Source organism: Mastigocoleus sp. MO_188.B34 (genome assembly GCF_030065675.1).
Classification (GTDB): Bacteria; Cyanobacteriota; Cyanobacteriia; order Cyanobacteriales; family Nostocaceae; genus Mastigocoleus.
In genome coordinates, this window is sequence record NZ_JASJDK010000146.1 from 1 (window position 1) to 19,830 (window position 19,830).

General features: G+C 36.3%; 13 protein-coding genes. 5 read left to right on the forward strand and 8 right to left on the reverse strand.

Annotation, left to right across the window (positions count from 1 at the left end; translation table 11 throughout):
- Positions 1-486 precede the first annotated feature (486 nt).
- The gene (gene ctpB / locus QNJ50_RS24670; protein WP_300640865.1) at positions 487-1,821 is read right to left on the reverse strand and encodes a carboxyl-terminal processing protease CtpB; all 1,335 of its coding nucleotides are present in this window, start codon (positions 1,819-1,821) and stop codon (positions 487-489) included.
- 1,094 nt (positions 1,822-2,915) lie between these two features.
- Here ctpB and QNJ50_RS24675 point away from each other — a divergent pair.
- Complete coding sequence (locus QNJ50_RS24675) at positions 2,916-3,539, forward strand: YdcF family protein (RefSeq protein ID WP_366914329.1); 624 nt, start codon at positions 2,916-2,918, stop codon at positions 3,537-3,539.
- Positions 3,540-3,713: 174 nt separating this feature from the next.
- Complete coding sequence (locus QNJ50_RS24680) at positions 3,714-6,614, forward strand: HEAT repeat domain-containing protein (RefSeq protein ID WP_300640867.1); 2,901 nt, start codon at positions 3,714-3,716, stop codon at positions 6,612-6,614.
- Between the two features lie 237 nt (positions 6,615-6,851).
- On the opposite strand, the gene recJ is transcribed toward QNJ50_RS24680, so the two are convergent.
- The 5 genes from recJ to folB all read right to left on the reverse strand — a co-directional run bounded on the left by recJ (position 6,852) and on the right by folB (position 12,449).
- Positions 6,852-9,224 carry a single-stranded-DNA-specific exonuclease RecJ gene (gene recJ, locus QNJ50_RS24685; RefSeq protein ID WP_300640869.1) on the reverse strand — a complete coding sequence of 791 codons (2,373 nt, stop codon included), beginning with the start codon at positions 9,222-9,224 and terminating at the stop codon, positions 6,852-6,854.
- A gap of 55 nt (positions 9,225-9,279) precedes the next feature.
- Positions 9,280-9,825 carry a hypothetical protein gene (locus QNJ50_RS24690; RefSeq protein WP_300640871.1) on the reverse strand — a complete coding sequence of 182 codons (546 nt, stop codon included), beginning with the start codon at positions 9,823-9,825 and terminating at the stop codon, positions 9,280-9,282.
- A gap of 51 nt (positions 9,826-9,876) precedes the next feature.
- Positions 9,877-10,500 (reverse strand): GNAT family N-acetyltransferase, encoded by a 624-nt coding sequence (locus QNJ50_RS24695; RefSeq protein WP_300640873.1) that lies wholly within the window; start codon positions 10,498-10,500, stop codon positions 9,877-9,879.
- Positions 10,501-10,769: 269 nt separating this feature from the next.
- Entirely contained in the window at positions 10,770-12,029 is a 1,260-nt protein-coding gene (locus QNJ50_RS24700; RefSeq protein ID WP_300640875.1) for a hypothetical protein, read from the reverse strand.
- A 48-nt stretch (positions 12,030-12,077) separates the two neighbouring features.
- The gene (gene folB / locus QNJ50_RS24705; protein ID WP_300640877.1) at positions 12,078-12,449 is read right to left on the reverse strand and encodes a dihydroneopterin aldolase; all 372 of its coding nucleotides are present in this window, start codon (positions 12,447-12,449) and stop codon (positions 12,078-12,080) included.
- A gap of 175 nt (positions 12,450-12,624) precedes the next feature.
- On the opposite strand from folB, the gene menD reads away from it, so the two are divergent.
- Both menD and QNJ50_RS24715 read left to right on the forward strand, forming a co-directional pair.
- Positions 12,625-14,526 (forward strand): 2-succinyl-5-enolpyruvyl-6-hydroxy-3-cyclohexene-1-carboxylic-acid synthase, encoded by a 1,902-nt coding sequence (gene menD / locus QNJ50_RS24710; RefSeq protein ID WP_300640879.1) that lies wholly within the window; start codon positions 12,625-12,627, stop codon positions 14,524-14,526.
- 960 nt (positions 14,527-15,486) lie between these two features.
- Positions 15,487-16,830: a GAF domain-containing protein gene (locus QNJ50_RS24715; protein ID WP_300640881.1), complete on the forward strand. Its 1,344-nt coding sequence runs from the start codon at positions 15,487-15,489 to the stop codon at positions 16,828-16,830.
- Between the two features lie 805 nt (positions 16,831-17,635).
- Here the strand turns inward: QNJ50_RS24715 and QNJ50_RS24720 are convergent.
- A complete protein-coding gene (locus QNJ50_RS24720) occupies positions 17,636-17,854 on the reverse strand; it encodes a hypothetical protein (RefSeq protein WP_300640883.1) in 219 nt (72 codons plus the stop codon).
- 708 nt (positions 17,855-18,562) lie between these two features.
- Here QNJ50_RS24720 and QNJ50_RS24725 point away from each other — a divergent pair.
- Complete coding sequence (locus tag QNJ50_RS24725) at positions 18,563-18,994, forward strand: hypothetical protein (RefSeq protein WP_300640885.1); 432 nt, start codon at positions 18,563-18,565, stop codon at positions 18,992-18,994.
- A gap of 45 nt (positions 18,995-19,039) precedes the next feature.
- Here QNJ50_RS24725 and QNJ50_RS24730 read toward each other — a convergent pair whose 3' ends face one another.
- Entirely contained in the window at positions 19,040-19,534 is a 495-nt protein-coding gene (locus tag QNJ50_RS24730; RefSeq protein ID WP_300640887.1) for a hypothetical protein, read from the reverse strand.
- Positions 19,535-19,830 lie beyond the last annotated feature (296 nt).

A 19,830-nucleotide genomic window follows, 5' to 3' on the forward strand; every position in this document is an offset into this window, starting at 1 on the left:
GCAATGATGGAAAGCCGGATGACGCGAAAGTGTCAAGTCCGGTTTGGGGAGAGGGATAGAGAAACACGCAGGCTGTGAAGTGTGAAGGTGCGCTCCGTCCCTACTCCATCTAGTCCCTTGCTCTAGAACTGAAAGATTAAACAGGTTTATTGGGTTAAGCCAGTGTCTTTTGGAAAGTACCGACCTTTAACTGTGTCGTTCGCGAAGCGCGTCTCAGCTAACATTACTTAATTGCGGGCTAACCACCCATCGGAAAAACGCCACTGTGGTTAAAACCACACGCGGCGTTTTTCCTCTCAGGTTTATAAAACCTGAGAGGAAAAACTACCGAGAATTTTTTATGAAAACGGAATTAGAATTTTAGACAATTCAAGTTTTAGACAGTTCAAGTTTTAGACAATTAAAGTTTTAGACAATTAATTTCCCTGGAAATAAATAATTATAAGTACTAATTAGTTAAACAACTAAATGTCTACAACTAAGTGTCTATAAGTTAAATGTCTGAGCACCAATAGGTTGTTGCGAAGGGTTAGTTTCCAAAGGCTGAGCGAATTTATATTCTGATAAAGCTCTTAAAGCCCGACTGTAATATGGGTCTTTCGTTGTTCCCAACAAATTCGGATTTGTATCCAGTTGACGTCTTTGTGAATCCGTCAATTCTAAATCAATGTCTGGAGTAATTCCCTTGTGGTTGATATCAGTTCCTTTGGGGGTATAGTAATGAGCAATAGTAATTGCAACTCCAGAACCATCAACTAATTCATGGACTGATTGCACTAAAGCTTTACCAAAGGTTTTAGTCCCAATAACCACTGCTCGTTTATTGTCTTTGAGAGCTCCGGTAAGAATTTCGCTGGCGCTGGCTGATTTATCGTCCACTAAAATTGCTAAAGGTTTATTGGTAAGAGCGGTGCGATTGGCTTGAGTTTGCTTGCTTCCTCCTTTTCGATCCACCGTGCGAACAATGTCGCCATCATCTAACCACATTTTAGCAATTTCAATACTTGCTCCGAGTAATCCACCTGGATTACCGCGCAAATCTAAGACAAATTCATCAACTTGCTTAGCTTCTAGTTCGCTAATCGCTTTTCGCATTTGCTCTGCAGCATGACCGCTAAACTCCCGCAAGCGAATATAACCTACACGACGCTTACCTTCTTCCCTTAAAGCATAATTCACAGTTGGTACTTCAATGGTTGTTCTGGTCAATTTCACGTTGAAATATCTTTGACCTTGACGTCCCACTTGCAAGGTAAGAATAGTACCGACCTTACCGCGAATTAATTTGGATGCTTCTTCCAAATTCATCTCGCGGGTAGGTTTACCATTAATTGCTAAAATTTCATCCCCTGCTTCAATACCTGCTCGCATGGCTGGAGAATTATCCAAAGCTTCAACTATGGTTAATTGCCTAGTTGTATCATCAAATTCCATACGAACCCCAATCCCAGAAATTTCACCGGAAGTTTGGGTGGTTAAGGATTTGTACTGCTTAGGATCCATAAATCGAGTGTAGGGGTCGTTTAGACCTTCCAACACTTTACGGATTGCGGTGTAAGCTTCTTCTTGAGAAGTATAGTCTTTACTTAATAACCTACGTCTAACAGCTTGCCAATCTTGTTGATTGAAAGATGAATCTACATATTCACGATCTACCAGTTGCCACACCTGGTCAACAATCGCTTTTGGACTATCCTGTAGTGCAGCCCTAACAGAACGACACCAAGCTAGACCAAATGCAGAAAATGTAGCCGTGGTGGCTATGACTCCACCAAGAAAAGCTACTTGCAGCGATGAGTAGGGTTTCGCAGATTGGTTCATGTATATTTAGCTGGATTTATCGTATTGTTGACAGTTTAACAATCAAACTTCGGAAACATTTATAAGTCTTTATGCTTAATAATTAAGTTTTTATGTTTAATAATTAGATTTTTATCCATTTTATTATTCACTATTTTTTTTCTTAAACAGTGAAGAAATTGTTTTGGTTTAGCAAAATATGTTGCGTTCGCTGCAGTTACCGCAGAATCTAGGAGTTAGGAGACAGGAGTCAGGAGATAGGAGTAGAACCTCGTTTAAACATAACTTTCAGGTTTGTAGGTGTATTTCACTGACTTGCAATTCGCTATAAAAACTTTTTCATAAAACCACTCTACAAGTATATCCTGATTTTTCAAGATATAAAATGTATTAAATAACACCTATAAAGTATGTTATGACTTTAACGAGCCCGAACTATTTTCGCTGCTGGGTTATATCCTTAACATCTTGAGCCTTGATAACAGATCAGTCTGAAGGATGAAAGCCAGGGAAAAACATAGCTCGGTATTAGTGATAAGGACATTATAGGTTAGAAATTTAGATGGTGAAGGTAAACACGCAAAATTTAAAATTTTTCTTGTGTGGAAGTGGAATAATACTTCCGCATAAATCCTGCTAAAAAATGAAGCATAAATTGTTATAAGTCTAAATTTATTTGAATATATCTAAATTTATTTGAATATAAATTTGGCGGTCAAATTTCCTTCAAACAACTTGAAAGTGTTTTAGAGGATGTTTCAAAAGTCATATTATTTACCTAATATATTTTGGATACCCCTAAATGCCCCTTGGTAAGTCGGACTTTTGCCCCCTTTTCAAGGGGTTTGGGGAATATCAACAATAATCTTCTGTAACAAAATATGCTTACAAAACTTTCTCTTAAGTATCGATATTTTAGCAATTAAGCTACTTTTTATCAGATTTTTTATGAAACGAAAAATTCGCGATCACTACAACATTCACCGAAAAAAAAAAGGCTGATAGTAAGAATAATATACACAGGATTAATATTCAAAAGAATAATTCAAAAATACTGGCATCAATTAATTTTTTTATTTTTTATTATTTTTGGAAGTTACTTAATTGTCAACTTCGTGACCCTAATATCCGCATCTTCTCAGTCCGCAGATGCAATTTTTGTTTTGGGTGGTAGTATTCAACGGGAGATTTATGTTGGAGTGCAAGCAGCAGAACATCCCGAAACTCCAATAATAATATCTAGTGGTTCTCAGGATCCTTGTATTAAATTAATTTTTCAAAAATATCTAGCAAGTATGCAGTCGCCAAGTTTGCAGTCAACGATTCTAAACAATGTCTGGCTGGAAAAGTGTGCTAAATCTACTTTTGGTAATTTTTACTATGGCATTCCAATACTGAAACGCTGGCATGTTAGAAAGGTAAAATTAATTACTTCTAGTACTCATTTGCCCAGAGCAAAATGGATGGCTCAGATTTTATTGGGTTCCCATGGAATTTGGGTTGAGCCAGATATTATTAATGAAAAAGGCGTTCCAGGTAATCGGGAATATTGGTTGAAAACTTCTTTGGATGTTACCCGCAGTTTATTTTGGGCGGTTGTTAGTCAATTTAGGGAACCGCAATGTGGAGAGGTGGTAAAACTTGCAGATGTTGACATGGATGAGTGGGTGAAGCGCGGGTTTAAGTGCGAGCGTCAGGTTCAGATTAAGATTCCTCAGTCTAAAGGTTCGCCACGTTAATTTTGGCAAATTCGTTTGGGGTCAAAACCCCCGTAGAGACGTTCCAGAGGCGAAGCCGACGCCAAAGGCTCTGGAACGTCTCTACATAACCTGGAAATGTATTATCTAGTAGTCAATGGCACTAATAATTTTAGGTATACTCCTAATTAAAGGTTATTAACTGTAATTTAAACTATGGATTTGTTAGTGGCTTGGGGAGTAGCACAGGCTGCAGGGTTTGTTTTTAAACCGATTTTGCAAGAATTATCGAATATTGCTAAAGATGCGGCGAAAGATTGGACTAAGGATTTATTAAAGAGTATCCCCAATGGTTTATTAAAGCGTTTGCAAAAAGAAGAGATAGATGTTGCTGTAGGTAAAGCTTTAAAGGAGTTTTTGCTGCTGGTACAACAGGAATTATGCTATGCAGATCTTGAAGATGAAGAATTGAAGCAGTTTATCAAGCCGTTTAGAATATTTATTGGTAATAAAGAGATTAAAGAAATATTAGGAAATGCTTTTACTTACGAATGCGAAGTTTTAGATACGAAGAAGTTAGAAGCTAAGTGGTATGAATTAGATTTAAAAGTATTACCAGATGAGTTTAATTGGAAACGAATTGGTAAACACTATCAGAAAAAAGTTAAAGCTATTATCAGAGAATCACCTGAACTGAGAAATGTTCTAGATTCCCAAAACCTAGAAGTTATTAAGGATAATACTCAAGCAACTGCAGGAATAATTCCTGATTTTGACTTAAATGTATATCAAGAAGGGATTAGAGAAAGATATGGCAAACTACAATTAGATAGTTTAGATACTAGTGGTTACGCCTATAACGATTTGAAGTTATGGCAAATTTTTATTGTTCAAAACGTTCGAGAAATACACTCGGTGTTACCGCAGGTTCATGAAATTCCAAAAGAGCATTTGAAAAGGTTGAGGGAAAGTCAGCAAGCAGAATTAGAAATAGAAGAAAAAGATTTAGAACGCTACAAGAAAATATATTTTGAGCAGCCGATACGTTCCGTATTAGAAATAGCTAATAATAAACAAAATCATAAGTACGCAGTTATTTTAGGCGACCCTGGTTCTGGAAAGTCTACTTTATTACAGTTTTTAGCATTAAATTGGGCTTCTTCACCTTTAAGTAATTTAATTTCTCAACCAATTCCATTATTAATCGAATTACGCACCTATATAAGACGACGGGATGAGAAAGAATGCAATAATTTTCTGGAATTTTTCCATAAATGTAGTGGGGTGATACATCATTTAAACCAACATCAGTTACAAATACAGTTAAAGAAAGGTAACGCTTTAGTAATGTTTGATGGTTTAGATGAAGTATTCAACCCTGCGAAACGGGAAGATGTAATTACTGATATTCATTGCTTCACAAATAAATATCCGAATGTGCAGATAATTGTTACTTCGCGGATTATTGGTTATAAACCTCAAAGATTACGGGATGCTGAGTTTAAGCATTTCATACTACAAGATTTGGAATTAGAACAAATTCAAGATTTCATCCATCGCTGGCACGAATTAACTTTTAATGATGAAGCAGATAAAATTAGAAAAAAAGAACGACTGCTATATGCAATTAAGAATTCATCAGCAATTCAAGAGTTAGCTGGAAACCCCTTACTTTTGACAATGATGGCAATTCTTAACCGCAACCAAGAATTACCAAGGGATAGAACTGAACTTTATAATCAAGCATCAAGAGTACTGCTGCACCAATGGGATGTGGAGCGTACTTTAGTCGAAGATAAAAGATTAGATCCAACAAGCATTGATTGTAAAGATAAACAGGCAATGTTGCGTCAAGTTGCCTATTTTATGCAAACCAGTGATAAGAGTTTGGCTGGTAATTTGATTAAAGAAAGCGATTTAGAAAGGATTCTCAAAAAATATTTAAAGACTATAGAAGTTGATAAAGCTAGAGTTGCTGCTAAGTTAATGATTGATCAACTCAGAACACGCAACTTTATGCTGTGTTACTTGGGTGCAGATTATTATGCTTTTGTACATCGTACATTTTTAGAATATTTCTGTGCTTGGGAATTTGTTTGGCAGTTTAAAGAAACCCAAACCCTAACAATTGAAACCCTAAAGAGAGAGGTTTTTGGTAAGCATTGGATCGATGAATCTTGGCATGAAGTTTTACGATTAATTGCTGGGATGATTGATGCCAAGTTTGTAGGACAAATTATTCAATATTTGATGATGATATCTGGAGAAGGGGAGAATTTTGTCAATCTATTTTTAGCGGCTGAGTGTTTAGCAGAGGTTAGAAATAGAAAGGTAATTATATCTATTGATCGGCAGCTATTGTCGAAGCTTAAAAAATTAATTCATGATGGTGGATACAGAGAGTCATTCCGCTCCTGCACTGAAGAAGATAAAAATAGAATTAGAAAGATTCGCACTCAAGCAATTAAAGCAGTTACTAATACTTGGAAGGAACGACCTGAAACCTTCACATGGCTTGAAAATCTTACCACTACCCATGACTCCTCTAATATCCGATGTACAGCAGTACGAGAGTTAGCTCGTAGTTGGAAAGATAGTTCCGATACTTTTACATGGCTTAAAGAACGCGCCAGCACCGATCGTTATTCAGATGTCCGATGTGCAGCATTACAAGAATTAGCTTATGGGTGGAAGGATCTCCCCGAGACTTTAACGTGGCTTAAACAGCGTGCGACCATTGATAATGATTCAGATGTGCGATGTGCAGCACTAAGAGAATTAGCTCATGGTTGGAGTGATCGCCCCGAAATCTTAGATATGATCCAGCAGTGCGCTACAAATAATGATTCTGGAAGCGTAAGACGTGCAGCAGTACAAGAGTTAGCTGGTGTCTGGAAAGAACATCCCAAGACCTTAGCCATTATTAAGCAGTGCGCCACTACTGATGATAATTGGGGTGTACGACGTGCAGCAATACAAGAATTAGCCCGTGGTTGGAAGGACTATCCTGAGACTTTAGTAATTCTTAAACAGTGCGCGATCGCTGATAATTCTAGTAGTGTGCGAGGTGCAGCAAGAATAGAATTGGCTCGTCGTTGGAATATTGTCCTAAAATGATGTTGTTGGTTAATTTGCGTTGGGTTTAACCCCTCACCCTAAAATTCCTAATTTTGCGTCGTTTATATTCGATAAAAAATATGGGCTAAAGTTTATGAATCTATTTCAAAGCACTTAAATCGGGGAAATTAATATGGTTTGGGAGTGATGGGTCAAACCCCCTTTCAATTTGCCAACAGCATCATTTATTTCAAGGTGGATTATTGGGCTAGATGACATTACTGCAAGTTGCTAGATTTAAGAAAAATCATTCCCAACCCTTTTTATCTCCGATGCAACAACCTGAATCGCTGATAAAGGAACCGCAGCAAAATACTGTTGCTGAAACTGTTCTTCCTTAATCGCAGCCAAAAACTGATTAATTGCTATTTCCAAATCCTGGGATTTAGTAGATAACTTTTGCTCAAACTGCAAATTCCTGTCTTGTCTTTGCAGAGAAAAACCTAACAAACGTAAAGCTTTCAAACCTAATTGCAAAGAATAATCACCAATATCTAGTTTTTCTAAAAGTTGCATACGAGTGACTGTTTCACGGGTGCGACTGAGATATTTTGCAATTCCAACTAAGGTTAACCAAATTTGACTCGGTGTTTGAAATTGAGGCTTTGACCATGCGATCGCTAGTGGTTGTCCTGCGTGGAGCGATCGCCGCAACCAAGCGCGCAGGTCATCCCAACTTCTGGGACATTTTTCTACTACTAGGGTTTTAGTAAGAATTTCATCTTCTTGCTTTTGAAGTTCTGCTATTTCAGGATTTCGCCAGTCAATTATCGATGCGCGCTGTTGAATATTAAAAGCAGAGTCAAGCGCGGGACGAACCGCAAGCAATCTGACTTCATAACGTCTTTTATAGGTGTTGTAATCAAGTTCGACTACACAATCACAACGTCCCGGGGGAATTTCATCTTTATAATGTCCCCACCACACACCAGGGAAGGGTTTATTTGTGGATTCGTCTTTGAGATTAAATTCACTTTTGATGTATTGTACTTTCTTTCCCCGCGAATCCTGTTGATTGCGATGCCAAGTATTTTCAAACCAGCAGTTTTTAATTAATAGTTTGGGGACGGGGTTTCCCATTCCGCAAGGTTCAATTAATTTAAGCTCGAAAAATAATTCTTTACCTAAGTCTGCGACGGTTACCGTTAAATCTACTTCAATAGTTGGAGTCAGGACAATACCGGCTAAAGTTTGACGCAACTGTTGGTTAATTGCTTCGGTAAATAAAGGAATATTTTCTACTGCTAAACTCAAACCTGCAGCAAAGGGATGTCCGCCAAAACGATGTAATAAATGGGCTTGGTCTTTTACTAGTTTGTATAAATCTACTCCATTGATTGAGCGGGCAGAACCACGGGCGAAAACTTGTGAATCATCTTTTTCTTCTGAAGATGTTGGAGCTTCAGTACTTAACAAAATTGTCGGGCGACCTGTTTCCTGTGCTACTTGTCCGGCGACTAAACCCAAGACACCCACAGCCCATTGGGGGTCGGACAAAACAATGACGCTAGTGGTAGATAAATCTAATTGATTTAGTTTTTGAGTTACTTGATTCGCAACGTCTTTTTGCAGGGACTTACGGCGAGTATTAGCTAACTCTGTGAATTCGGCTAACTCTTGAACTCGATCGCGATCGCTACTTGTGAGTAATTCCACGCAAAAAGATGCATCGCCTTGAATTCTACTTACAGCATTAATGCGTGGACCCAAACCAAAAGAAATATCTGTGGGGCGATCGCCATTTTTTTGACAAAGTTCTAATAATCTTCCCACACCCGGTCTGCGTCTGCTTTCTGGAGTCAGTTTAAAATCTTGCTGCAGTTTGTTAATTCCCACTTGAGCTAGATAGCGACAATCTCCACTTAACTGAACTAAGTCTGCAATTAAACCCACAGCAACTAAATCTAATAAATCGGATAATGGGTGTTGAGGTTCTTGAGGTAAGGTTTGATAAAGTGCTTCTACCAGTTTGTAAGCGACCGCAACCCCAGAAAGATGGTAAAGTCGATGCTCTTCAGGTAAATATCGGGGATTAATAATTGCTTTTACTGGAGGACGTTCCGGAGGTAAGGTGTGATGGTCTGTAACTATAACATCTATTCCTAACTGATTTGTATAAGTAATTTCACTAATGTTAGTACTGCCCGTATCGCAGGTAATAATTAACTGACAACCTTGCTTGAAAACTCGATCTATTCCCGCAACATTTAAACCATGGGATTCTGTAAACCGATTAGGAATGTAGTAAATCAACTGGGTATGTTTGCAAAAAAACTCTCCCAAACCATCCCATAACACAGCAGTGGAAGTAATACCGTCAGCATCGAAGTCTCCCCAAATACAAATTTTTTCCTTGACTTCCCATGCTTTTTTTAAGCGTTTCATCGCCAGTTCCATTTCCTGTGCAAAAGCAAATGGACTTGCAGGTTGATAATTGGGAATTTTAACAAAAGCTTCTAATTGATCAAGTTCGCGAATTCCCCTTTGCCATAATAACTGGGCTGCAAACTTACCATCGCTAGCAGATAAATACTGTTTTACAGCTGTTTGGAACCACTCCGGTAATCTTTCTGTTGGTTTTAAAATCCACTGTTGCTGTTGTTCGAGCATGACAAGGTTGAATCGAAGCTGCTACTCCTTATATTATCGGCCGGATTTTATATTATTAATCGGGTTGTTTTGCTGACCAATCAGGATATTCTACCTTTGCAATTTCTTCTGCTTCTTCTGGTAATAATTTACCTTCATTAACTGCTATTATTCCACCTAAATATTTACTCATCAAATTGAGGTTATTTTCTACTATACAAAAAATGAGATTTGAATTTATATTATCTTTAATTACTTCAACACTGGTTTTACAGCGCACCTCTCCAGTATCAAAGTTTAGCTCAAAGTTACCAATATTGATGGAATAATTAATTCGATGCAAGAACTCAGCAATATCTTGTTTGCTCTCTCTTCTAATATAAAACGGAGCAATCGAGTAAAAAATCATTTTTCTGAAAGAAATAGTTTCTTCAGCGATTGCTAAACATCTCCATTGACCATCTCTACCATCATATTCCAGATTTAAAATAGGTTTATCTTTAACTTGAGAAGGTTTCCAATCTTCTTCTGGAACAAAGAAATTTACTATTTTTTCAAAAGTTTTATTTTCTTTACATTTCATTTCATGTTTTGTCAAAGCGATCGCCACAGGATAGTGCATTATTTTTGCACTCCAGCTTAATTGCTTGATTCTATCTTTTCGTAACGATTATTATTCATTATTTTTAGAGCTTTCATCTGCGGTCGCACTCATAGAAACCTCAGCAGTAATAGCGTCGGTTTTACGAGTACGAACGGGACGCATTCTTCTATAACCTGCACGTTCGGCTTTCTGATGTTCGTATTCTATAAGTTTGCTGTAGAATTCATGTTTACCTAAATTCATTGACAATACAATATGTTCGCGAACATCACCAAAACCTTTACGCTTAAAAAACTTCACCGCAGGGGTATTTGCTGGGTCGGTATCTACCAACATAAATCTTGCCCCATCTTCAATCATCCGGGCAATAATTCGATCAACTAACTTGTCTGCAACTCTACGACGTTGAAACTTGGGACTAACTCCCAACCACAAAATATATCCGTAAATCCAAGAAGCTTTAGTAATAATTGTTCCTAAAACAAATCCTGCTAGCTGTTCGTCAATTTCAGCAACTAAACAATATTCTGGATCCGTATTGTAAAGTCCAATTACTTCCCACTCATCCCAAGTTCGATATAAATAAGGATATAGATCGCTAGTAAATAATTCTTCCCCCAAATGAAAAACTGGGGCGATGTCATCAATACCTAACTCGCGCACATAAACCGTATTAGTTTGTTCAACACTCATAAAATAATTTAGTCAAATATCTACCATTTAGGTTTTTTTACTCAAAAATCCTGAATTGGCAGCACAAAAAACTCAAGAATATTTCATTCAAAGAAATACTTCTTCAATTGTAGCGAGATTGACTCAAGTCCTATCTACTACTTTTAATTCCTCAGTGTTTGAAACATAATTTTCCACGCAGCCATTAGCATACTGATATTTTTTACAGAATTTGTGTCCCCAATTCTAGAGAACTGGAGTTTTAGTCGCATTCCCATAGTGGGGAAGTACTAATTGAACCAAGCCGCAAACTGGAAAAATTGTCCTCGGAAAACCTGTAATAATCTTTGCCAAACACTCGCATCTGTTTGTTTGCCAAACTGTAAATAAGGAGCAGCAGCAGTTCCCTGCACCCACAACACTAAATCAAATTGACGAGGCTCAGTAAAAACTTTATTTAAATTAACTCCGCGAACTTCACGTTTTCTCCAGAATGGAACTAATTTTTTACCTGTCAGTAGGTTGTCAGCTTCATCAAGAAAACTTAACCAGCTATCAATCATTGGTTGAGTAACTACAGCATTGGGAATAACTGCTTTCTGTTTGGGATTGGGTAACCATTCGCGATCGTTATCGGTTTCAGCTAAAATCAATTTCCAGGATTGGCGACTTAAAGCTGTCACTGTTTGCAAATTTTGTAAAGCAGCAGTCAAACGCTCTGGTTCTACAACAGGAAAATTAATTAAGTGAATCAATGCGACGAAGTCACTGATATTAGCAATACTAAAACCAAATGCTTCCCTTTCACTAATCAAAAATGGGTAAGGAATTTGTGGTTTCGCAAACAATAAATGAGCAGTAGACTCAAATAATTTACTTGTATCGTGAGCTAAAACAAACTGGACCATTGCAGACAGCAAATTACAATATCCTTTGAGCCACACTACATCACCTGCATCAAAGGCGATCGCAAAATTTCGTGCAGTTGTTTCTGTTGCTTGCATTCCCGTAAGTAAACTAAAGGTTTTCCAAAAAGATTCATTTGCTTCCAACTTTCCATCAGCATTGAAATCCATTCGCGTTAGACCAATGCGGAGTGGTAGCTTAACTCTATCGTCTTTAATTGGTTCCAGAGTATTTTTAACTTTATCCAGATCGTTGAGTAAGTCTTGGAGAATATTTCGAGTATCTTGGTAAGTAACTGGCTGTGGTTGAGGATTAACAGGGACTGGAAGGCGTAAAATTGGGAATAATTGGGTAACAGAATTTTGCTGCAAACCATAACGATGTAGGGATTGCATTAATCTTTCAGTTCCACCCATCAATTGCACAACTCCCAATCCAAATCGGATGTTATCATCACTCGGGTTTTCAGAGAGCTTAGAAAGAAGAACTGCTTCTCCTTCTTGAAATTTAGCCGTTGTTAAATATTGCTCAATGGAAGATAAGGAAGTTGGTGTTGCTGATTTAACTAATGGTGCAAATGGAAATATAAGGGTAATAATCAGTAATAAAGAACATATAAAAAGGCGTATAAATTTTTGTCTCATTGATTTTGGTAGCTAAAACTAACTTTTATATACTGTAAGACTGGCGAATTAATTACTAACTGACCGACTTCTAGTAACTTCAATACTAATTTTGCCCCCAAAATCAGGGATAGGTGCTGCTACCTTAGTTAAAGTGACTTCGACTTTTGTCAGGCGATCGCTCTGTTGGAGAATGGAATCAGCTATAGTTACTGCTAACTTTTCAACTAGAGCAAATTTGGATGTTTGAACCAGATGTTTTATTAAATCAATTACGCTCCGGTAATCTAGAGTATCTTTAATATCGTCAGTACCAGCAGCAGTTGAAACATCTAAATAAAGACTAGTATTGACTTCAAACCATTGCCCTAAAACCTGTTCTTCTGGTAAAAACCCAGTATATCCATAAGCACGAATTTCTGTTAAATGAATGCAGTCCATTTTAATTTATGAGTAGTTTTAATTGACACAGGTCTTTAAAAAAAAGGATTTTGAAAAAATGTGGGGTCTGAAGTCCGACCACTTTAAGAGTTCTCTACTTCCTTTTATGCAAAAATATAACCTTCTAATAACCTGTACGCTTCTACATAGATAATTTTTTGTTAAAAGTAACTTGATGACAATTAATTTTAGAAATGTAAACGAGCTGTGGGCGTATACTTTAGCAGAAACCACAAAGCGTTTGGGGCTATGCTGTGCTGTTATTTGTCCGGGTTCCCGTTCCACACCTTTAGCAATCGCATTTAGTCAACAAAAGCCCGATATTGAAGTTATACCAATTCTTGACGAACGTTCTGCAGCATTTTTTGCTTTGGGAAGAGCAAAGGTCACCGGTAAACCCACTGTTCTTGTGTGTACGTCAGGAACCGCAGGAGCAAACTTTTACCCAGCCATAATTGAAGCAAAGGAAAGCCGGGTACCACTTTTAGTATTGACTGCTGACCGACCGCAAGAATTACGGGATTGTCATTCCGGACAAACTATAGATCAACTTCGACTCTACGGTAATTATCCTAACTGGCAAACTGAATTAGCTATACCCTCTCCTGACTGGAGAATGTTGACTTACTTACGACAAACAATTATTCATGCTTGGGAACGTTCTTTATATCCAGTTCCGGGAGCAGTACATTTAAATCTTCCTTTTCGAGATCCTTTAGCACCCACACCTGATTTTTTCGATTTAAGTGAGTTCACTTCCAAATTAAACACAAAAGAACTTCAAGCTGAAGAATTTTTTGCACATTTAGATCCTAATCTCGACTTACCAATTACTAGCGATAAATTAATCAGGAACAATCCAAATAAATTAAGTGATACTGGGCGAATAGCTATTAGTCAACAAATTTTACAAGCATTGGGTTTGCAAGCATCAGGTTTGCAAGCATCGCGAGGTCTAATAATTGCTGGTGTTTCACAAACACAAATTTCACAAACACAAATTTCACAAACACAAATTTCACAAACACAAAATACTAAAGAATATTGTGAGGCGATTTCTAGATTAGCTATTTATTTAAATTTTCCAGTACTTGCTGAAGGTCTTTCTCCAGTGAGAAACCACAGTGACCTCAATCCAAATATTATTTCGACCTATGACTTGATTTTAAGGAATCGCCAATTAGCACAGCAACTAGTACCGGAAGTAGTAATTCAAATCGGCGAAATGCCGACAAGTAAAATTTTACGTAATTGGTTAATATCTAATGATGCCAAACGTTGGATAATAGATCCTTGCGATCAAAACCTTGATTCATTGCATGGAAGAACTACTCATATACGTACTGCGGTAGAAAATATTCAGGTTCCCGAACCTCAAGCAAAAGATCCAAGTACTAACCCATACCTACAAATGTGGCTTGCAGCAGAGATACAAACGAGAAAAAACATCGATAAAACTTTGGCTCAAAAGTCAGATTTATTTGAAGGAAAAGTTGCTTGGTTGTTATCGCAAGTACTCCCACCCCATACCCCACTCTTCATAGCCAATAGTATGCCGGTAAGGGATGTAGAATTTTTCTGGAAACCGAATTCATTGGGTATCAAACCATTTTTTAACCGTGGAGCCAATGGTATTGATGGTACATTATCCACTGCTCTGGGAATATCCCATGGTCAGCAAAATAGCGTGATGTTAACGGGTGATTTGGCTTTACTCCACGATACTAACGGTTTTTTACTCAGCAATAAGTTTATTGGACATCTGACGATTGTACTAATTAACAATAATGGTGGCGGTATTTTTGAAATGTTAGATATTGCTAAGTTTGAACCACCATTTGAAGAATTATTTGCAACCCCCCAGAATATCGATTTCACTAAACTTTGTGCAACCTATGGTGTAGAACATGAGTTAATTAGTTCTTGGGAAGATTTATGTCAAAGATTAAATCCTTTACCAACTAAAGGAATTAGAATTTTGGAAGTACGAACAAATCGTAAGACTGATGCTATTTGGCGCAAGGAGAATTTAGAAAAATTTGCAGCTCGAATTTCTGTTTTGAGTGATGATTCTTGATTTTCCGAAATCGACAAAGAGCAGATGTAGTTATATTTAGAGCGAACATATTATAAACAACTTCTATCACTTGCCATAGAGGATATACCTCATTATCAACGCCCAGTTTCCATAACTGGGCTTTTGGCTTAGGAGCAATCTTTGTTTTCACATTAACACCATACTATTAAACTTAATACAAAGCAAAATCATGTATTGAATACAAAAATTGAATTAGTTAAAGTTAAAATCAATCTTTAAACATGCACACAAGACAATAATATTTTATTTTCTTATGTTTTTGTAAACTTTCATAAACTATTCATCTAAAAACTTTTATTTCCAGGAATCATAGAAAGTTAATTTATCCTTAAATGTTCAAATGGTTAATCAATAACCTAAACTTTTTTGCGGAGTAATTTAAGTTGCATAAATCTACATCAAAAATGCCCGTCAAATGCTTTGTTATTTACTGTTGATTACATATTTATGTAGTGTGTACCCTAAATTTACAGATCTCGGCAAGACACCTATTTTTATCGGAAAACTCCGTATTTACTATAGGTTATCTACAGCTAAGTAGGCGATTTAGGCATTCTTGTACAAAGCTTGCTACTGGTTTCATATAGCATTAATAAGACTAATATAACCGGATGCAGTTAAGTATAAAAAGCTTCGAGCTTTCTGGATATTATACAAATTTTAGAAATTATATAAATTTTGGAAATTATGTGATTTCTAGAAAATATATGAAATATAAGAATTTGACCATGGATTAACCTGATTGTGACCTCTAGAAATTACCGAAGCACTAAGTTTATAAGTTATGAATTATGGGTCATGAAATATAGGTCATGAAATATAGGTCATGAATTTTAGATCGTGAATTTTTAGGTTGTAAACTTCCAGCAATGAATTATCAGGTCATAAATTTCTAAATTTTGAGTTCCAAAAATCGCGATTCTTAGTAAGGAATAACAAATGCAAAAAAATATAAAGCAAACAGATATACTACGCCAAATAACAAAGTACATCCGCCAAAATTTAGAATTACAAGTTATTTTGACCGCAGCAGCAGCAGATTTACGTTCGTTTCTGGAAATGGATAGGGTAAAAGTTTGTAAGTTTAACCCAGATGGTAGCGGTCAAGTCATTGCAGAATCTGTAGACGATAATTGTTTACCAGCTATGTTAGGGTTACATTTTCCGGGGGATGAGATTCCAGCAGAAACTCGTGAATTATATGTCAAGGTAAAAGTACGTTCCATTGTAAATGTTGACACAAAGGAAATTGCTCAAAGTGCGGTTTATGATTTGGAGACAACAGAGATAGTCCCTGAAGAGATTCGCTATCGTTCTGTAGATCCATGTCATTTGGAATATTTAACGGCCATAGGAGTTAAATCTTCTCTTGTATTGCCCATAATACATGATGAAAAACTCTGGGGCTTACTAGCGTGTCATCATAGTGAACCGCGTGTAATTTCAGAGTCAGATTTGGAGTTGGTGCAGATGGTTGTCGATCAAATTTCAATCGCGATCGTCCAAAGTACTTTACTATCTCAAATGCCAGAAAAAGCCGCCCGGGACAGTAGTCTCAGACATATTGTAACCTTGCTACACTCCTTATCTACTGTGGAGCTACAACCAGCTTTAGCACAGGCTATTGTTGCATTTGGTGGTTCTGGTGGAAGACTTTGTATTAGAGAAAAAAAGCAAAGTAGCTACCCTGAAGATTTTATAGACTGCTTGAGTTCCAGTAATTATCTCAAGGTTTATACCTATGGGAAACAACCTGTGATGCCAGAACTAGCAAAATATAAATTGATGGAGCAATATAGTATTTGGCAAGAACGTTATAAGTTTGGCAACTATGATGATATTTGGGCAATTTCAGACATTTATCAAGTACATGAGTTGCGTTTCCTACAAGTTGCTTTTCAAGGTTCTAAAGTTCGTAGCATATTAATGATTCCGCTACATCATCGTCAAAAATTATTGGGATATTTAAGTATTTTTCGGAATAAAGTTGAGAAGGAAACTGTTTGGGCTGGAGAGTTTGACTCAGATCAACGACAATTATACCCACGTCAGTCACTTAATGCATGGCGAGAGTACAACAAAACACCAACTTCTCAATGGTCTGCAGAAGAAATTCAACTGGCAAATGAGGTAGGTAAACAATTTTCCTTTGCAGTTCATGAATATCAGCTACAACAAGATTTACACAAGCAAACAAATCATTTGCAACGTTCAATACAAAAACAGGAGACATTGGTAAGAGCTTTGACCAAAATGCGGCAAATTTCCCAGTCACGCTTTTAGTATGTACTTGCTCGAATTAGCTACTTATTGAAAAACTTAGAATACACTTATATTCTGAGTGAACAATTTTGATTAAAACTATATAGAGACGTACATTCGTGCGTCTCTACAAATATTTTTATACATAATTTTGAGATGACTAAGTAAGGAGACAAAAATATTTTTGCTTTTAAGTCATCATTGTGATATTCGGAACGATATATTTATCTACCAATAAAACTTCAACAGTTAATAATTCATGAACTTTTTTAGGATATTAGAATATTAATTCTAGCCTCTTCTTCTTCTGTCTGGTCTACCGTTGTTAGGTACGGGTTTTCTATTTCCCCAGGACTTCAGCCAATCCATTGTTTTTGCGACAATATCTGTTGTTGATTTTTGTTGTGTCATGATTTTTACTGAATTAACTCCAAAATTTACTACATTTATTCATTTATCAATTCCAGAAAAACTAACAAATAAAATCTAGATACAGCGCTACGTAATAAGGGTAGAACATTGGTAAATCCTGAGAGCTATAATTTGTAAGCTTTTTAGTTCTTACTTGCACTTAACGCTATATTATGTAGCTTGATTTAGTCATAATAATGATTTCAGCAATTAGGTTTTAGGAAGTTCCTAACTCTTAACTCTAAAAATTCAGGGTAGTTCTCACATGTCAATTTTGATTTGAGTTGAGAACTACCCTAGTTTGTTAAGGATTAGCTACTGGGAATCACCAACAGCTAATTGATACCTGATAACTGTTAACTTTAAGCCCCTAAGGACTTGGTGTTAGCGATAAATTGATAACTGACAACTGACTCTAAACCTTAGACATTGGTTTTAAAAACAACCAAGCAACAAAGAAAGTTGCTGCTGTAAATAGTTGCGTCAAATCTAATGCAGATAGGTAACCATCGGAAAAAGAAGCAATACTTCTGTCTGTAATCCCAAACAACCAACTAGAGATACCAAATAACCAAATTCCATTTTTGAGACTACCTACAAAATCCTTAGAGTCTTGTTTTTGCTGGTTTTCCATGACCATTTATTCCGTTGCTGAATAATTAAATCGAGCGACTGACTGACTAATTTCAAATACTCCTGCACCTTGATTAACTGAGTAAAAAAAAAGATACATATACTTATATTAATAAATATTTCAAAAACTTGATTTGTGTTTGTAGATCTACATCACATGTAATTAGGCTTTTCATAGATACCCTAGTGTTATATGCAACATGTATTTTGAAGTTTTATACATTCCAATATTAAAAAAAGTAACTTTTGTGACAAAAAAGTTAATATGTGTTTAATCTTTGACTTAAATTTCGCTCGAGAATTGATACAAAATTTTGGAAATCAGGAAAATTTCAGTTCCGATCGCAAATAATCACTATTTATATGAGTGGGATAATTGATTAAAAAATAAAAATCCAAATATAGATAAAAATCAAAAGTGTAAATAGTAATGGGAAAGCAACCTCTGAAAATAAATGCAGCCTAACCAGAGGTATTAAGACCGACTTCCCAAGTCTCCTGCTGAAAATCCACGACTGCGACCATCAAAATGATACTCACGGCTTGACAAGCTCACAAGTTCACCAAGTTTTTCCAATAGGATGAAGATAGAAATTAATCGCGAAATAAAAATTGCAAAATAAAATTATATAAAAACTAGGAGCTGAAGGTAATTAAATAAAATTCACTGCGATTATTCAACGAGGTTTCATCTTAAGGGTTAATCAAAATGTTTCTGAATCGGCAACAACAAATTATTAATCTTTGGGTTGTGTTTTTACTGGGGACAATATTCCACACTCAATTAGCTCTAATACCCTTATTTCATGGGGTTAGTGTGACCGTACATGAGAATCACGAAACTAGTAATTTATTATTAATTCTATGGTTAATGTTAGCATTCTTTATCTTGCCAATGTTAGCAATAGTTTCTACTACTTTTATTAACTCAAAACGCTACAGAGTTATTCATTTTGGCTTGACAGTTTTTTATTCAATAATGAATTTATTCCATGTGGGTCTTGATTTACTAGTCACACCTATTGCATGGTATCAAATCACATTGATGCTATTTCTACTGATTGTTGGTTTATTATTGAATATTGTTTCTTTCCAATGGATGAAAGAAATTAAGTACAAAAATAAATTGCATACTGTGTGATCCCAGATTGTTATAATTTTTCACACTATTGTGAAGAGATTATTTTTAACCTTTGAGAATTAATTGAATATTTTTCTGTACTTGTTCAAGTTCTTGACGCTTTTGAGAAATCCAAGCTTTATCAGCTTCACGTTCTTCTAGAGTTTCTTGATGAGCTTTTTCTTGTTGTTCTAAGAGGTTTTCGTAGAGTGAAATCGCTTGATCAATGACGTGGCTCACTGACTTAATTTTACTATCAAAGACTGTATTAATAATTTCCCCCAACTTCTCGTTAACTTTTTCTAGAGACTCACGAAACTTTTTGAGTCCTTCCTCCACAATTTTTCTTTTAATTTGGTCATGCAATCCATCAATATCAAGCATTTCTAAGCCAAATGAACTTGCAATCATTGCCGTAATGCTAGCAATAATAATTGTGATGAAACCAATTCCTGTAAATGTTAATAATCCTGCAGCTAAAGCACCACCTATACCAATACCACCGACAATTCCACCACCTCCCATAAAATCATCATCAATACCATCAATTGAGATTTTCAAAGTTTTGCTAAAAGAAGTATTGATATTAGTATCTAAATCGCTAAATGTCGCTTGAATTGCATCTAGTTCGTGTTATATATTTGCATCCAAAATTTCTACTCCTTGCACAATCAATTAATATTTATGTTCCAGCCATAAATACGCAAAGAGTGCGAAATCTATATCAATGAACAAGGTGCTCTTGCTGGTTACAAAACATTAGTTCCAAAGAATTTACAGCAAGCTTCCAATTTAGCGATTGCAAATCTCTATCACTACTTCAATATTCGCGACGAATCGGATACAGAAGAAGAATC